Annotated in this window: 12 protein-coding genes; 7 read left to right on the forward strand and 5 right to left on the reverse strand. The window is 72.9% G+C overall.

Annotation, left to right across the window (positions count from 1 at the left end):
* Positions 1-117 precede the first annotated feature (117 nt).
* The 6 genes from lon to AB0J39_RS06275 all read left to right on the forward strand — a co-directional run bounded on the left by lon (position 118) and on the right by AB0J39_RS06275 (position 8,446).
* On the forward strand, positions 118-2,478 hold the full coding sequence (gene lon, locus AB0J39_RS06250) for an endopeptidase La (RefSeq protein WP_363462363.1): 2,361 nt from the start codon (positions 118-120) through the stop codon (positions 2,476-2,478).
* A 266-nt stretch (positions 2,479-2,744) separates the two neighbouring features.
* Positions 2,745-3,689, forward strand: coding sequence for an ATP-binding cassette domain-containing protein (locus tag AB0J39_RS06255; RefSeq protein ID WP_363462364.1), 945 nt, complete (start codon positions 2,745-2,747; stop codon positions 3,687-3,689).
* Positions 3,686-4,342 carry a methionine ABC transporter permease gene (locus AB0J39_RS06260; RefSeq protein WP_363462365.1) on the forward strand — a complete coding sequence of 219 codons (657 nt, stop codon included), beginning with the start codon at positions 3,686-3,688 and terminating at the stop codon, positions 4,340-4,342. Before AB0J39_RS06255 ends, AB0J39_RS06260 begins: the two co-directional genes overlap by 4 nt.
* A 20-nt stretch (positions 4,343-4,362) precedes the next feature.
* A complete protein-coding gene (locus AB0J39_RS06265; RefSeq protein WP_363462366.1) occupies positions 4,363-5,202 on the forward strand; it encodes a MetQ/NlpA family ABC transporter substrate-binding protein in 840 nt (279 codons plus the stop codon).
* 273 nt (positions 5,203-5,475) lie between these two features.
* Positions 5,476-7,011 carry an acyl-CoA synthetase gene (locus AB0J39_RS06270; RefSeq protein ID WP_363462367.1) on the forward strand — a complete coding sequence of 512 codons (1,536 nt, stop codon included), beginning with the start codon at positions 5,476-5,478 and terminating at the stop codon, positions 7,009-7,011.
* Positions 7,012-7,144: 133 nt separating this feature from the next.
* On the forward strand, positions 7,145-8,446 hold the full coding sequence (locus AB0J39_RS06275; RefSeq protein WP_363462368.1) for a trypsin-like peptidase domain-containing protein: 1,302 nt from the start codon (positions 7,145-7,147) through the stop codon (positions 8,444-8,446).
* 81 nt (positions 8,447-8,527) lie between these two features.
* On the opposite strand, the gene cydC is transcribed toward AB0J39_RS06275, so the two are convergent.
* From cydC to AB0J39_RS06295, 4 genes are read right to left on the reverse strand one after another with little or no spacing between them, the layout of a single operon-like run.
* On the reverse strand, positions 8,528-10,249 hold the full coding sequence (gene cydC, locus AB0J39_RS06280; RefSeq protein ID WP_363462369.1) for a thiol reductant ABC exporter subunit CydC: 1,722 nt from the start codon (positions 10,247-10,249) through the stop codon (positions 8,528-8,530).
* Positions 10,246-11,928, reverse strand: a complete 1,683-nt coding sequence (gene cydD, locus AB0J39_RS06285; protein ID WP_363462370.1) for a thiol reductant ABC exporter subunit CydD — start codon at positions 11,926-11,928, stop codon at positions 10,246-10,248. Before cydD ends, cydC begins: the two co-directional genes overlap by 4 nt.
* A gap of 10 nt (positions 11,929-11,938) precedes the next feature.
* Positions 11,939-12,685: a cytochrome d ubiquinol oxidase subunit II gene (locus tag AB0J39_RS06290; protein WP_363462371.1), complete on the reverse strand. Its 747-nt coding sequence runs from the start codon at positions 12,683-12,685 to the stop codon at positions 11,939-11,941.
* A gap of 12 nt (positions 12,686-12,697) precedes the next feature.
* Positions 12,698-13,885, reverse strand: coding sequence for a cytochrome ubiquinol oxidase subunit I (locus AB0J39_RS06295; RefSeq protein ID WP_363462372.1), 1,188 nt, complete (start codon positions 13,883-13,885; stop codon positions 12,698-12,700).
* A gap of 83 nt (positions 13,886-13,968) precedes the next feature.
* Here AB0J39_RS06295 and AB0J39_RS06300 point away from each other — a divergent pair, with 83 nt between their 5' ends.
* Positions 13,969-14,292, forward strand: a complete 324-nt coding sequence (locus AB0J39_RS06300) for a helix-turn-helix transcriptional regulator (protein WP_363462373.1) — start codon at positions 13,969-13,971, stop codon at positions 14,290-14,292.
* On the opposite strand, the gene AB0J39_RS06305 is transcribed toward AB0J39_RS06300, so the two are convergent.
* On the reverse strand, positions 14,252-14,983 hold the full coding sequence (locus AB0J39_RS06305) for a permease prefix domain 1-containing protein (RefSeq protein ID WP_363462374.1): 732 nt from the start codon (positions 14,981-14,983) through the stop codon (positions 14,252-14,254). The two genes, AB0J39_RS06300 and AB0J39_RS06305, sit on opposite strands and share 41 nt — an antisense overlap.
* Positions 14,984-15,151 lie beyond the last annotated feature (168 nt).

The raw sequence follows: 15,151 nt of genomic DNA on the forward strand, positions 1-15,151 counted from the left end.
CGCGTCATGGCAGGGGATTACACAATTACGATCGCTCACAGCGAACTGGCGCAGAACAGGGAACAGGATCGGACTCCTGTTAGTTGAGCCGACATAACTCAACCTACTGGAGTGCTGATGTCCCAGATCCTTCCCGTCCTCCCGCTCGACGACGAGGTCGTCCTGCCCGGCATGGTCGTGCCGCTCGATCTGTCGGACTCCGAGGTCCGCGCGGCCATCGACGCCGCCCGCGCCAATGGCGCGAGCACGGTCCTGCTGGTGCCCCGCATAGACGGCCGCTACGGGCCGGTGGGGGTGAGCGCGGTCGTGGAACAGGTCGGCAGGCTGCCGGGCGGGGAGCCCGCCGCCGTCGTCCGGGGCGTCGACCGCATGCGCGTCGGCACCGGCACCACCGGACCCGGCGCGGCCCTGTGGGTCGAGGCGACCGTCCTGGAGCCGGTCGCCGCCGGGCCCAGGGCCGAGGAGCTCGCCAAGGAGTACAAGGCCCTGACCACCACCATCCTGCAGAAGCGGGGCGCGTGGCAGGTCGTCGACGCCGTCAACCAGATCAAGGACCCCGCGGACCTCGCCGACAGCTCGGGGTACGCGCCCTGGCTCACCATCCAGCAGAAGCTGCTGCTGCTGGAGATCGACGACCCGGCCGAGCGTCTCGACAAGCTGGTCGGCTGGGCCCGTGACCACCTCGCGGAGATGGACGTCGCCGAGACCATCCGCAAGGACGTCCAGGAGGGCATGGAGAAGCAGCAGCGCGAGTTCCTGCTCCGCCAGCAGCTCGCGGCGGTCCGCAAGGAGCTCTCCGAGCTCAACGGCGACCCCTCGGACGAGGAGGAGGACTACCGCGCCCGCATCGAGGCCGCCGACCTGCCGGAGAAGGTCAGGGAGGCCGCGCTCAAGGAGGTCGGCAAGCTGGAGCGGGCCTCGGACCAGTCGCCCGAGAGCGGCTGGATCCGCACCTGGCTCGACACCGTGCTCGACATGCCGTGGAACGTCCACACGACCGACTCCTACGACATCGCCGGAGCCCGCGCGGTGCTCGACGCCGACCACACCGGCCTGGACGACGTGAAGGACCGCATCGTGGAGTACCTCGCGGTCCGCAAGCGCAGGGCCGACCAGGGCCTCGGCGTGGTCGGCGGCCGCCGCAGCGGCGCCGTGCTCGCGCTGGCCGGGCCTCCCGGGGTCGGCAAGACCTCGCTCGGCGAGTCGGTCGCCCGCGCCATGGGCCGGAAGTTCGTCCGGGTCGCCCTCGGCGGCGTCCGCGACGAGGCGGAGATCCGCGGCCACCGGCGCACCTACGTGGGCGCGCTGCCCGGCCGCGTCGTCCGGGCGATCCGCGAGGCGGGCTCGATGAACCCGGTCGTGCTGCTCGACGAGATCGACAAGGTCGGCGCCGACTACCGGGGCGACCCGACGGCGGCGCTGCTCGAGGTGCTCGACCCGGCGCAGAACCACACGTTCCGCGACCACTACCTGGAGGTCGAGCTCGACCTGAGCGACGTGCTGTTCCTCGCCACGGCCAACGTGCTCGAGCAGGTGCCCGGGCCGCTGCTGGACCGCATGGAGATCGTCACGCTCGACGGCTACACCGAGGACGAGAAGGTCGCCATCGCCCGCGACCACCTCCTCCCGCGCAACCTGGAGAAGGCCGGTCTCACCGCCGACGACGTGACGGTGGAGGAGGCGGCGCTGCGCCGCCTGGCGGGCGAGTACACCCGAGAGGCCGGCGTCCGCTCCCTCGAGCGCTCGATCGCCCGGATCCTGCGCAAGGTGACGGCGAACGTCGCCCTCGGCGAGGCCGGGCTCCCGGTGACGGTGACGGCGGACGACCTCGTCTCCTACCTGGGCCGGCCGCGTCACGTGCCCGAGTCGTCCCTGCCGGAGGCGCGCCAGCGTACGGCGGTGCCGGGCGTGGCGACCGGCCTCGCGGTGACCGGCGCGGGCGGCGACGTCCTCTACGTCGAGGCGTCGCTGGCCGACCCGGAGACCGGGGCGACCGGCGTGACCCTGACCGGCCAGCTCGGCGACGTGATGAAGGAGTCGGCCCAGATCGCGCTGTCCTTCCTGCGGTCGCGGGGCGCGGAGCTGGAGCTTCCGGTCGGCTCGCTCAAGGACAGGTCGGTGCACATCCACGTCCCCGCGGGCGCCGTGCCCAAGGACGGCCCGTCGGCCGGTGTCACGATGACCACGGCCCTGGCCTCGCTGCTGTCGGGCCGGCCGGTCCGCGCCGACGTGGCGATGACCGGGGAGGTCTCCCTCACCGGGCGGGTGCTGCCGATCGGCGGGGTGAAGCAGAAGCTGCTCGCCGCCCACCGGGCGGGGGTCACGACCGTGCTCATCCCGGCCCGCAACGAGCCCGACCTGGACGACGTCCCGGCCGAGGTGCTGGCCGATCTCACCGTCCACGCGGTGAGCGACGTCCGCGAGGTCCTCGACCTGGCCCTCACCCCGGCGACGGTCGCCCGGCAGGCGGTCGCCTGACCCTTTCCCGCACCCGGCCCGCGTCTCCGTCCCGGAGGCGCGGGCCTCTGTGATCGAGGACACATTACCGGTAGGGAATAAGGGGTGACTCACTCCCGTTGCAGCCGTTCGTGAGCGTATCGAACCTGGTCGACCCGCCTGGGCGAGGGTGTCCCGCGGCCTGAAGCCCGCTCTCCCCACCCCTCCCAACGAAGGCACTCGACGATGACGCTCTCCCCGCTGCCCGATCTGATCCTGCGCCGGATCACGTCTTCGAAGGACAGCCAGTGATCACGGTCGCCGGCCTGCGCAAGGCCTACGGCGACGTCGTCGCGCTCGACGGCGTCGACCTCCACGTCGGCAAGGGCGAGGTCTTCGGCGTGCTCGGGCGCAGCGGCGCCGGCAAGAGCACGCTGCTGCGCTGCGTCAACCTGCTCGAACGTCCGGACGAGGGCACGGTGACCGTCGACGGGCGCGAGCTGACCGCCCTCGGCGCGGCCGACCTGCGCCGCGCCCGGCAGCGCATCGGCATGATCCACCAGCACTTCGCGCTGCTGTCGTCGCGCACGGTGGCGGGCAACGTGGCCTTCCCGCTGGAGGTCATGGGCGTCGGCAGGGCCGCCCGGGCCCGGCGCGTCGCGGAGATGCTCGACCTCGTGGGCCTGGCCGACCGCGCCGGGGCCTATCCCGCGCAGCTGTCCGGCGGCCAGAAGCAGCGGGTCGGCATCGCGCGGGCCCTGGCCGCCGAGCCGTCGGTGCTGCTGTCGGACGAGGCCACCTCCGCGCTCGACCCCGCCACGACCCAGTCGATCCTGGCCCTGCTCCGGCGGCTCAACCGGGAGCTCGGGCTGACCATCCTGCTCATCACCCACGAGATGGACGTCATCAAGGCCGTCTGCGACTCGGCGGCGATCATGAGCGACGGGCGGATCACCGAGGCGGGCCGCATCCCCGACCTGCTCGCCACGCCCGGATCACGCCTGGCCGCCGAGCTGTTCCCGCTGCCGCCCGCCGAACCCGGCACCGTGACGGTCGCCCTGGCCGCGGACGAGACCCTGCTGTCGCGTCTTTCGCGCGCGTACGACGTGGACGTCGCCGTGGTGGGCGGCGCGGTCGAGCAGGTGGCGGGGGCCCCGGCGGGCCGGCTGCGGCTGCGGATCACCGGGGCCGGTGCGGCGGACGCCCTCACCCACCTGCGCGAGCGCGGCCTGCTGCCGGAGGAGGACCGATGACCTGGTCGGAGATGAGCCCCCTGCTGTGGGAGGCCACCGGGCAGACCGCGGTGATGGTGGGCTGGTCCACGCTGTTCACCGTGCTCTTCGGGCTCCCGCTCGGCGTCTGCCTCGCCGGGACGGACCGGGGCGGGCTGTTCCCGGCGCCCGTCGTGCGGCGCGTGCTCGGGCTGGTCGTCAACGTCGGACGGTCACTGCCCTTCATCGTCCTCATGATCGCGGTCATCCCGGTGACCCGCGTGCTCACCGGCACCACGATCGGCACCGCGGCCGCGGTGGTCCCTCTCACGATCGGCGCGGTGCCCTTCTTCGCCCGGCTGGTCGAGACCGCGCTGCGCGAGGTCGGCCGAGACGTCGTGCAGGCGGCCGAGGCGATGGGGGCGGGCCGGGTGACGATCGTGACACGCGTCCTGCTGCCCGAGGCGCTGCCCGGCCTGGTCGCCGGGCTGACCGTCACCGTGGTCACGCTCATCTCCTACTCCGCGATGGCCGGGGTGATCGGCGGCGGCGGCCTCGGCGACCTCGCCGTCCGCTACGGCTACCAGCGCTTCGAGACCACGCTCATGGTCGTCACCGTGGTCGTCCTGGTGGTCGTGGTGCAGCTCGCGCAGACCGTGGGCGACGCCGTCGCCCGTCGACTTTCCCACCGTTAACCGATAAGGAGTCCTTTCTCATGCGTAGAACGCTCGGCCTCGTCATCGCCGCCGTGGCCGCGCTCGTGTTGTCCGCCTGCGGGTCCTCGTCCCCGGACACCGCGACCACTTCCACGTCCGGCACGGCGGCGGCGCAGGCCCCGCTCAAGGTCGGCGTGAGCCCGGTGCCGCACGCGCAGATCATCAAGTACGTGGCCGACAACCTGGCCGCCGCGAAGGGGCTGAAGCTGGAGATCGTCGAGTTCAGCGACTACGTGCAGCCCAACCTGCAGCTCCAGGACGGTCAGCTCGACGCCAACTACTTCCAGCACAAGCCCTACCTGGACGACTTCAACGCCTCCAAGGGCACCAAGCTGAGCTTCGTCGCTCCGGTGCACCTCGAGCCGCTCGGCCTGTACTCCAAGAAGGTCAAGGACCTCGCGTCGCTGCCGCAGGACGGCACGGTCGCCGTGCCCAACGACGCCACCAACCTCGGCCGGGCGCTCAAGCTGCTCGCCGACAACGGCGTGGTCACGCTGAAGGACGGCGTGGGCACCGCCGCGACCGAGCGCGACGTGACCGGCAATCCGAAGAACCTGACCTTCCGCCCGCTGGAGGCCGCGCAGCTGCCGCGCTCGCTCGACGACGTGGACGCCGCCGTGATCAACGGCAACTACGCGCTGGAGGCGAGCCTCAACCCGTCCTCCGACGCGCTGGTGCTGGAGAAGGCCGAGGGCAACCCGTACGCCAACGGCCTGGTGGTCGCCCAGGGGCGCGAGAGCGACCCGCGGGTGAAGACGCTCGTCGAGCTGCTGACCGGCCCCGAGGTGAAGAAGTACATCGAGGACACGTTCAAGGGCTCGGTCATCCCCGCCTCCTGACGCGCCTCCTGAGCGTACATATATGGACGAATCATCCGGTCGCTTGACCGGATGATTCGTCCATGCTTTTGACGCGGCCACCGGGTGGCTCCAGCCGTACGGCGAGACGAAGGGCCGCTTCTACGCGCCGGGGCCGAAGATGACGGAGATCAAGGCGGCGTTCGCCGAGCGGGCCAGGCCGTTGCGCGACCCCTACCGGGCGCTGGAGATCTGAGCGGACGCATCCGGAATCTTCTTCTACCAGATCGAGGGCAAACCGAGTACCGTTCGGTCATGCACCCTGGGGCGATCGCGGCGGTGACGCCGGACAAGCCGGCGGTGATCATGGCGGGCTCCGGCCGCGTGGTCACCTTCCGCGAGCTCGACGAGGAGTCCAACCGGCTCGCTCATCTGTTGCGGGCCGCGGGCCTGAAGCCCGGCGACCACATCGCCTTCATGCTGGAGAACCATCCGCTCTTCCTCGTCATCGCCTGGGCGGCCCACCGCTCGGGCCTATACTACACGGCGATCAGCTCCCGTCTGCGGCCCGACGAGCTGGCGTACATCGTGGACAACTGCGGGGCGCGCGTCTTCATCTCCTCGGCCCAGCTCGCCGGCGTGGCGAGCGCCGTCACCGACGCCACGCCCGGGGTCGAGCTGCGGCTCATGCTCGACGGCGTCGCCCCGGGTTTCACGTCTTACGAGGAGGCGGTGGCGGGGCAGCCCGCGACGCCGGTCGACGACGAGTGCCTGGGCGCCGACATGCTCTACTCCTCGGGCACCACGGGACGTCCCAAGGGGGTCAAGCCGCCGCTCGGCCGGGCGCCGCTGGAGACTCCCGGCGCCCTCGTGCAGCTCATCCGGTTCCTGTTCGCGCCGTCGGCCGACAGCGTGTATCTGTCGCCCGCGCCGCTCTACCACGCCGCTCCGCTGCGCTACAGCATGTCCTTCCAGCGCCTGGGCGCGACCGTGGTGGTGATGGAGCGGTTCGACCCCGAGGAGGCGCTGGCGCTCGTCGAGCGGCACCGTGTCACCCACGCGCAGTGGGTCCCGACGATGTTCGTCAAGATGCTCAAGCTGCCCGAGGAGGTGCGCGGGCGGTACGACCTGTCGTCGCTGCGCTGCGCCATCCACGCCGCCGCGCCCTGCCCCGTGGAGGTCAAGGAGCGGATGATGGCGTGGTGGGGGCCGATCGTGCACGAGTACTACGCGGGCACGGAGGGCAACTGCTTCCTGTACGCCGGGCCGGAGGACTGGCTCGCCCACAAGGGCACGGTGGGCAGGCCGCTGCTGGGGGTGGCCCACGTGTGCGACGAGGAGGGCGACGAGCTGCCGCCCGGCGAGCACGGCACCGTCTACTTCTCCGACGGGCCGAAGTTCGAGTATCACGGCGACCCGCTGAAGACCGCGTCGGTGCAGGACCCCAAGGGCCGCGGCTGGACCACGCTGGGGGACATCGGCTACCTGGACGAGGACGGGTTCCTCTATCTCACCGACCGGCGCTCCTACATGATCATCTCGGGTGGGGTGAACATCTACCCGCAGGAGGCCGAGAACGTGCTGGCGATGCACCCCAAGGTGGCCGACGTGGCCGTCTTCGGGGTGCCGGACCCCGAAATGGGCGAGCAGGTGAAGGCCGTCGTTCAGCCGGCCGACCCGGCCGACGCCGGTCCCGCGCTGGAGGCCGAGCTGATCGCCTACTGCCGGGACCGCCTGGCCCACTACAAGTGCCCGAGATCGGTGGACTTCCGTGACGAGCTGCCGCGCCACCCCACGGGAAAGCTGTACAAGCGCCTGCTCAGGGACGAGTACTGGCCTCGGACGGGCTGACATAAAGTACGCGTAGGGCGCCCGGGGACCCCGCCGCTGATCGCTTAGCGTGACCTTATCGCCGATGCGCCATCGTATTACCTGTACCGGCGGAGAGCCGGGATCACCGGCGAATCCATTGAGGGGGATGGCGATGAGCTCACCTGAGCACGTTCCCGGCAACGAGAACACCGAGGTACTCCCCGGTCACGGCTGGAGCCAGTTCGGCAGCACCCCGCCGAGGCACGGGCAGTACACGGGTGCGTACCAGTCGTACGGCGCCTATGGGAACAGTCCTTATGACACGGCGCAGTTTCCGCCGCCTCCGGCGCGGAAGGGCACGCTGACCGCGCGCCAGAAGGCGGGCGCGGGCCTCGCCCTCGTGGCCGTGGCGCTTGGCGGCGGGGTCACCGGGGCCCTCGTCGCGAACAGCGTGAACGGCGGGCAGACGGTGATCGCGAGCCCGGTGGTCAGGGGGGTGTCCAACTCCTCGGGCACCACGATCGCCGCGGTGGCCAAGGCGATCATGCCGTCGGTGGTGTCGATCGAGGTGAAGTCCGCCACGGCCGGCGGCGAGGGGTCCGGTGTCATCCTGTCGGCCGACGGTCTGATCCTGACGAACAACCACGTGGTGAGCATGGGCGGCGCGGGCGGCGGCACGGTCACCGTGAAGTTCAGCGACGGCAGGACCGCCAGTGCCGTCGTCAAGGGCACCGACCCCACCACGGACCTCGCGGTCATCCAGGCGCAGGGCGTGTCCGGCCTGACCCCCGCCTCGCTCGGTGACAGCGACAAGCTCCAGGTCGGCGACGCGGTCCTCGCCATCGGCAGCCCGCTCGGCCTGGCGGGATCGGTCACCTCCGGCATCGTGAGCGCCCTCGACCGCACGCTCACCGAGGGCCCCGAAGAGCAGCAGCCCCAGTTCCCCTGGGGGATGGAGCAGCAGCAGCCGCAGCAGAGCCAGGCCGTCACGATCGGGGGCGTGATCCAGACCGACGCCGCGATCAACCCCGGCAACTCCGGCGGCGCGCTGGTCAACGCCTCCGGGCAGGTCGTCGGCATCAACACCGCGATCGCCACCGCCGGCTCCGGCTCCGGCAACATCGGCGTCGGCTTCGCGATCCCCATCAACACCGCGAAGCTCGTCGCCGACCAGCTCATCACGACGGGCAAGGCGACCCACGCGTTCTTCGGCGTGAGCGTGGCCGACGCGGTCGGCGGCGCGTCCGGCGCGGTGGTCAGGTCGATCACGGCCGGCAGCCCGGCAGAGAAGGCCGGCCTCAAGGAGGGCGACCTGATCACCAAGATCAACGACAAGCTGGTGGACAGCGCGGAGACGCTGGTCGGCACCATCCGCAGCGCCCGTCCGGGCGACAAGGTGACCGTCACCTTCACCCGCGACGGCAAGGAGAGCACCATCACCACCGCGCTCGCGGAGCAGTCGGCCACGAGCTGACGGCGCACGATCGTCGCCGGCGAGCCTCCGGGGGGACGGCTCGCCGGCGATTCGCGTCCGGGGGCGTGTTCATACGCGTGTTCATACGCGGTGGCGGGTGAGCTCCTCCGACTCCCACAGGTCCCGGTAGTAACCCGGCACGGCGACGAGGCCGGCATGGGTGCCGCGCTGGGTGACCCTGCCCCCCTCCAGCACGACGATCTCGTCGACCTGCTCCAGGCCGTGCAGCCGGTGGGTGACCAGCAGCGTCGTGCGGCCCCGGGTGGCGTCCAGCAGGTCGGCCATCAGCAGGTCGGCCGTCTCCTCGTCGAGGGCCTCGGCCGGCTCGTCCAGCAGCAGGACGGGCGGGTCGTACAGCAGGGCCCGGGCCAGCGCGAGCCGCTGGAGCTGGCCGCCGGAGACCGTCCGGCCGTCCTCGCCGAGCACCGTGTCCCAGCCGGTGCGCTCGGTCCACGTGTCCAGTCGTGCCCGCCGTACGGCCGCCTCGACGTCCTCGGCGGACGCCTCCGGCCCGGCCAGGCGCAGGTTGTCCCCGACCGTGGCCTGGAAGACGTACGGGTCCTGGGTGAGGCCGGTCATGAGCGCCCGCACGTCGTCGGAGGACATGCGCCGCACGTCGGCGCCGTTCAGCCGGATCGCGCCCGACTCGAACTCCACGGTCCGCATCAGCGCCGACAGCAGCGTGCTCTTCCCCGCGCCGCTCGGGCCCACCACCGCGACCCGCCTGCCCGGGGTCAGCGTCAGGCTCACGCCGTCCAGCGCGGGCTCGCGGTCGCCGTGACGCACCACGAGGTCCTCGACCTCGACCGTCAGCGGCGGCTCGGGCGCGGGCGCCGGATCCGCGGGCTCCCGCACGGCCGGGGGAGTGGCGGCGGTCTCCCTGAGCCTGCGCAGCGCCGCGACCACCCCGGCGAACCGCTCGCCCGCCGCCGCCAGGGGCAGCACGGGCTCGAAGGCGACCAGCGAGGTCAGGGCGGCCACGGCCGTCGCGACCCGGCCGAGATCGGCGGCCTGCGCCACCAGGACCACGGCGACGACGGTCAGCCCCTGCGTCAGCATGCCGACGCCGAGCGCGGCGGCGTTGATCCGCGCCTGCCCCCGCTCCAGCCGGGACAGCCGCCCGTCGGCGTCCATCGCCGCCGACAGCGCCCGGTCCCGCGCGCCGTACGCCGCGAGGTCGGCCGCGCCGTGGACCAGGTCGGCCACCCGGGCGGCCAGGTCGGCGCGGGCCGGGGCGATCCGCGCCGACCAGCGCCGGGCGGCCGCGGCCGTGCCTACGGGCAGCAGCACCCCGGCGGCGAGCAGGCCGGCGGCGAGCACGAACGCGGCGGCGGGCAGCAGGAAGCCCGCGATGACGACGGCCATGACGCCGGTGACCAGGGCGGCGGCGGCCGGCAGCAGGCAGCGGACGAGCAGGTCCTGCACGGCGTCGGTGTCGTCCACCATCCGGCTGAGCAGGTCGGCCCCGCGCTGCGGCAGCGGCCCCGCCGGGATCAGCGCCCGGTAGAGGCGCTCGCGGGTGCCCGCCTGGGCGCGCAGCGCGACGTCGTGCCCGGCCAGGCGCTCGCCGTACCGGAACACGCCGCGGGTGGTGGCGAACGCCCGCACGGCCACGATCGCGACCGACAGCGCCGCCAGGGGCGGCTGCTCGGCGGCGCGCGTGATCAGCCAGGCGGCCGACGCGATGAGCGCGACCCCCGCGAGGTCGGCCGCCGATCCGGCGAGCGCGGCGAGTGTGAGCCGCCGGCCCATCCCGGCGATCACCGACAGCGGCGACGCCGTGGCCGTCCCCGTGCGGCTCATCGGGCCTCACCTCCCCGAGCCGGAACCACGGGGACGAGGGCGCCGCCGTCGAGGCGGACGACCCGGTCGGCCAGGTCGATCATCGCGGGCCGGTGCGCGACGATGATCGCCGTACGGCCCTCCGCCAGCCTGCGCGTGGCCGCCACGATCGCCGCCTCGCTCCTGCCGTCGAGCCGCGCGGTGGGCTCGTCCAGCAGCAGCACCTGGGCGGCCGGGCGGCAGAACGCCCTGGCCAGGGCGACCCGCTGCCGCTGGCCCGCCGACAGGTTGGCCCCGCGCTCGCCCAGCGGGGTGTCGTACCCCCGCGGCAGGGCGCCGGCGAACTCCGCCACCTGCGCCGCCTCGGCGGCGGCCCTGATCTCCTCCGGCGTGGCCGCCGAGCCGAGCGCGATGTTGTCGGCCACCGAGGTCGCGAACAGGTGCGGGCGCTGCGGCACGAAGGCCAGCCGCCGCCGCCACTCGTCGAGGTCGAGGCCGGCCAGATCCGCCCCGTCCGCCAGCACCCGCCCCTCGGACGGGGCCACGAACCCGAGCAGCAGGTGCAGCAGCGTGCTCTTCCCCGCGCCGCTCGGGCCCACGATCGCCACCCGCTCGCCCGGCTCGATGACCAGCGACACCCGGTCGAGCGCGGCCTCCTCCCGGCCCGGGTAGCGCACGGTGACGTCCTCCAGCCGGATCCGCGGCGGCCCGCTCGTCACGGCCGTGGCGGGCCGGGCCGGCCGGCGGGACTCGCGCGCCTCCTCCGGCTCCTGTGAGCCCTTGGGGGGCGCGATGACCGCGAACGCCTCGTCGGCGGCGGCGACGCCCTCCATGGCGGCGTGGAAGCGCGTGCCCATGGCACGCAGCGGCAGGTACGCCTCCGGGGCCAGCAGCAGCACGAGCAGCGCCGTGCCGAGGTCGAGCGAGCCCGACAGCAGCCGCAGCCCCACCGGCACCGCCACCAGCGCCAGCGACAGCGACGCCACGAGTTCGAGCACCAGCGACGACAGGAACGCCACCCGCAGCGTGCGCATGGTCGCGGCGCGGTGGGCCTCGGCCACCTCGCGGATCACCGACGCCTGGTAGCGGGCCCGGCCGAAGGCCCGCAGCGTCGGCAGACCGCGCACCACGTCGAGGAAGTGGCCGCCGAGGCGGGACAGGGCCCGCCACTGCCGCTCGGTCACCGCCCTGGTGGTCCACCCGACCAGCGCCCCGAAAATCGGGATCAGCGGCAGCGTGAGCACCACGATCACGGCGGTGGCCAGGTCGGCCACGAAGAGCCGGACGACGACCGCGAGCGGCACGACCCCGGCCACGGCGACCGACGGGAGATAACCGGTCAGGTACGGGTCGAGCGCGTCGAGCCCCCGGCCCGCGAGCGTCACCAGCTCACCCGAGCGGTACGCCGGCCCGAGGCCCTCCACCCGCCCGAGGAGCAGCCGCCGCAGGGCCGACTTCAGCGCGGTGGCCGCGCGGCCCGCGAGCACGCCCTGCGCCCAGCCGAGCAGCCCTCGGGAGGCGACGACGAGCGCGAGGGGGAACAGCGCGGCGACGGCGAAGCGGCCGGACAGCACCCCGGCCAGCAGCTCCGCCTGCACGAGCACGAGCAGCCCGGCCGCCACCGCCGCCGCCAGGCAGCAGGCGAGATGGAGGCGGACGCTCCGCTCGGCGCGGGCCAGCCGGAGGAGATCCTTGTGCAACGGTCCCCAATCAGAAGAACGTGGGCAGCGCGCCTCTGGAGAAGGTGCGCCACACCCATACTTGCGCGCCCACGAGAATCGGGGCGATCGGGACCACCATGACACTGAGCACGGTCAGTGTCTGATCCGGGGCGGCGTTGCCGAGCATGTGCGCGGCCGCGGCCGCCATGACCAGGATCGCGGGCGAGGCGGCGGCGCACGCCGACAGCAGCAGCGCGCGCCCGCCCGTGCGCGGGCCGTCCTGCAGGCGCCAGGCCGCGAAGGTGCGCCCGTGCCAGGCGAGCAGCGCGAGCAGCGCCACGCCTCCCGCGACGCCCGGCACGTCCAGGGGCGAGTCGGGCAGGCCGCGCGCGACGGCCACCAGGATCGCGCCCCAGGCGAGGGCCAGCCCCGCCGAGCCCGCGCACAGCGCGCCGTCCCACACCAGCCGCCAGGCGGCACCGCCGGCCCTGCGGCGGAACCACAGCCCCGCGTCGCGCACGATCCACGCCAGCAGCAGGGCAACGACGAGGGGATACAGGCGGCTCAGCGCCTGGCCCTCCAGCACCGGGAACGCGCCGAACAGCACGCCGGCGAGCGCCACGAGCCACACCTCGTTGGCGAGCACGAACGGCGCCATCGCGCCGACGAGGCGGTCCCGGGCGGCGGGAGAGCGGCCCAGCACGGGCAGCAGGACGCCGAGCCCGATGTCGAAGCCCTCCAGGGCGAAATAACCGGCCAGCAGGACGGCGAACGTCAGGAACCAGAAGATGTCCATGGGGGCCTGCCTCTACAACGAGTGGGCGGGGACGGGCGGCGCGGTGACGGGGAGATCGGCGGCGCCGAGCGCGACCCGCCCCGGGCCGCGCCGTACGACGCGGGCGATGAGGGCGTAGTCGACGAGGGCGAGCAGCCCGAGCACGCCCGCGAAGCCCACGAAGGAGGCGGTGATGTCCGCCCTGGTCAGCCCGGGAGTGAGGGCGTCGGCCACGGAGAGCTTGCCGTACACCAGCCAGGGCTGACGGCCCACCTCGCGGACGAGCCAGCCGGCGATCGCGGCGACGAACGGCAGCGGGGTCATGGCCATGAGGAGCGGGTGCAGCCAGCGCCAGCGGGCCAGCAGGTCGCGGATCAGCAGCGGCGCCAGCACGAACATCACGGCGAACTGGACGAGCTGCCCGATCATGATCATCAGGCCGAGCGCGATGCCGGGGACCGCCCCGTGGAACTTGTCCGGCTGGACGGCGCCGACCGGTCCGAACTGGGCGTACCCGAACCCGACCGTGAGCAGCGACCCGATGAAAGCCGTCAGCACGCCGAGGCGCAGGGAACGCGTGAAGAACTCCCGCTCGGGCGTGCGCCGGAACAGGTGGTAGGCGCTGGCGCCCATGAGGACGAACCCGCCGGTCCACAGCCCGGCGCTCAGCACGTGGGGGAGCGCGAAGACGAGGGTGGGGTTGGTGAACAGCGCGCCGAAGTCGCGCAGCACGAGCCGCCCGCCCTGCTCGGCCGCGCCCGCCGGATGCTGCAGGAAGGAGTTGGCGACCATGATGAACAGCGCCGAGGCGTACGCCGTCAGCGTCACCAGCCAGATGCACGCCACGTGGAGGCCGCGCGGCAGCCGGTGCCAGCCGAAGATCCACAGACCGAGGAACGTGGACTCGAGGAAGAAGGCGAGCAGCGTCTCCAGCGCCAGCGGCGCGCCGAACACGTCGCCCGCGTAGTGCGAGAGCCCGCTCCAGCTCAGCCCGAACTGGAACTCCATCACGAGCCCGGTGACGATCCCGAGCGCGTAGTTGATCACGTAGATCTGTCCCCAGAAGCGGGTCATCCGCTCGTGCAGGGGATTCCCGCCGAGGGCGAACCGGGTGTGCATGATCGCCACCAGTGGGGCCAGTCCGAGCGTGAGCACGACGAACAGGAAGTGGAGGCTTCCGGTCACGGCGAACTGCATCCGGGCGAGGCCGACGACGTCCATAGATCTCTCCATGCGTAGGCTGTCTACATATAGACAGCCTACATATAGACTCGGCGCATGAGTAACCGGGATAGGCTGCGGGCGTGAACGCCGACGCGCTCCGGGGCCACATGGACGCCCTGCTGCTCTCCGTGCTGGAACGGGAGCCGCTGCACGGCTACGCGATCATCGAGGCGCTGCGCGAGCGCAGCGGCGGCGCCCTGGACGTGCCGACGGGCACGGTCTACCCCGCGCTGCGCAGGCTGGAGCGGGCCGGGCTGCTCGCCGGCGAGTGGGCCTCCGACGGCGGGCGCAGACGCCGGACCTATCGCCTCACCGACGCCGGGCGCAAGGCGCTGGCGGGGGAGCGTTCGGCCTGGCGGTCGTTCACGACCGCGATAGGGAGCGTTCTGGATCCGCTGCGCTGAGGTTCGATGAGCTGAGCGCGGACAGCGCCCTGGTGCAGCGCAGGCAGTGCGCCGCGCTGTACAGCTGCCACACGGAGAACGCGTCGCTCACCGCGGACACGGCCAGCCCGGGAAGATAACCGCTGAACCCCGCCGGGCCCTGCGCGGCCGCCGCCAGCGTCAGGCCCATCGCCCCGACCAGCGGCGTCTGGATCCAGACGAACAGCCCCAGCCACCGGGTGAGGAGAGCGGGCCGGCGGATGTGGCGCACCCCCCGGCCGAGCGCGATCAGCGCGACACCGCCCACCACACCCACGCCGAGCTGGAGGAGGTCGACCGTCCTGGCCAGCAGTCCGAACCACTCCGGTTTGAGCTGCTCCATCGCGGGAGTCTGAGGGAAGATCCGCCAGATCACCGCCCACAAGAACGCGGAGAGCGGCACGCTGAGGAACAGCAGCGCGGCGGTGCGGCGGCCCTGGCTCACCGCCAGCTCCCCCTGGAAGCCCGGCGCGACCTCGGGCACCGCGCCGAAGTCGGCGACCGCCAGCCGCTCGGCCTCGGCCCGGGGGAGACCCTCGTCCTCGTACGCCTCGGCCGCGTCGAGCAGGCTGTCGCGCGCCTCGGTCAGCAGGTCGCGCTTGGCCCCGCCCGGACCCCGCAGCGCATGGCGCATCGACGCGACGTACTCGTCGATCGGCCCCGCGTTCCCCATTGTCCCTCCCGTTCCGCCGCAAGCGTACGGCCGGGAGGTCCGGGGCGCATCAGGGTGATCCCTGAGCCGGGACCCGGAAAGCCGGGGCCGGTCGTACGGTGTCCTTGTGGCAGGGCAACGAACGGGCCTGTGGTCGTCCCCGGATCGGCAAAGCCGCGTACCGGCACC

The organism is Microbispora sp. NPDC049633 (genome assembly GCF_040675265.1).
Taxonomy (GTDB): Bacteria; Actinomycetota; Actinomycetes; order Streptosporangiales; family Streptosporangiaceae; genus Microbispora; species Microbispora maris.

Excerpts from the sequence above, each read along its gene's own strand:
- lon (WP_363462363.1), top strand. The coding sequence starts at position 118 with ATGTCCCAGATCCTTCCCGTCCTCCCGCTCGACGACGAGGTCGTCCTG.
- AB0J39_RS06260 (WP_363462365.1), top strand. The coding sequence starts at position 3,686 with ATGACCTGGTCGGAGATGAGCCCCCTGCTGTGGGAGGCCACCGGGCAG.
- AB0J39_RS06265 (WP_363462366.1), top strand. The coding sequence starts at position 4,363 with ATGCGTAGAACGCTCGGCCTCGTCATCGCCGCCGTGGCCGCGCTCGTG.
- AB0J39_RS06270 (WP_363462367.1), top strand. The coding sequence starts at position 5,476 with ATGCACCCTGGGGCGATCGCGGCGGTGACGCCGGACAAGCCGGCGGTG.
- AB0J39_RS06275 (WP_363462368.1), top strand. The coding sequence starts at position 7,145 with ATGAGCTCACCTGAGCACGTTCCCGGCAACGAGAACACCGAGGTACTC.
- cydC (WP_363462369.1), bottom strand. The coding sequence starts at position 10,249 with ATGAGCCGCACGGGGACGGCCACGGCGTCGCCGCTGTCGGTGATCGCC.
- AB0J39_RS06290 (WP_363462371.1), bottom strand. The coding sequence starts at position 12,685 with ATGGACATCTTCTGGTTCCTGACGTTCGCCGTCCTGCTGGCCGGTTAT.
- AB0J39_RS06295 (WP_363462372.1), bottom strand. The coding sequence starts at position 13,885 with ATGGACGTCGTCGGCCTCGCCCGGATGCAGTTCGCCGTGACCGGAAGC.
- AB0J39_RS06305 (WP_363462374.1), bottom strand. The coding sequence starts at position 14,983 with ATGGGGAACGCGGGGCCGATCGACGAGTACGTCGCGTCGATGCGCCAT.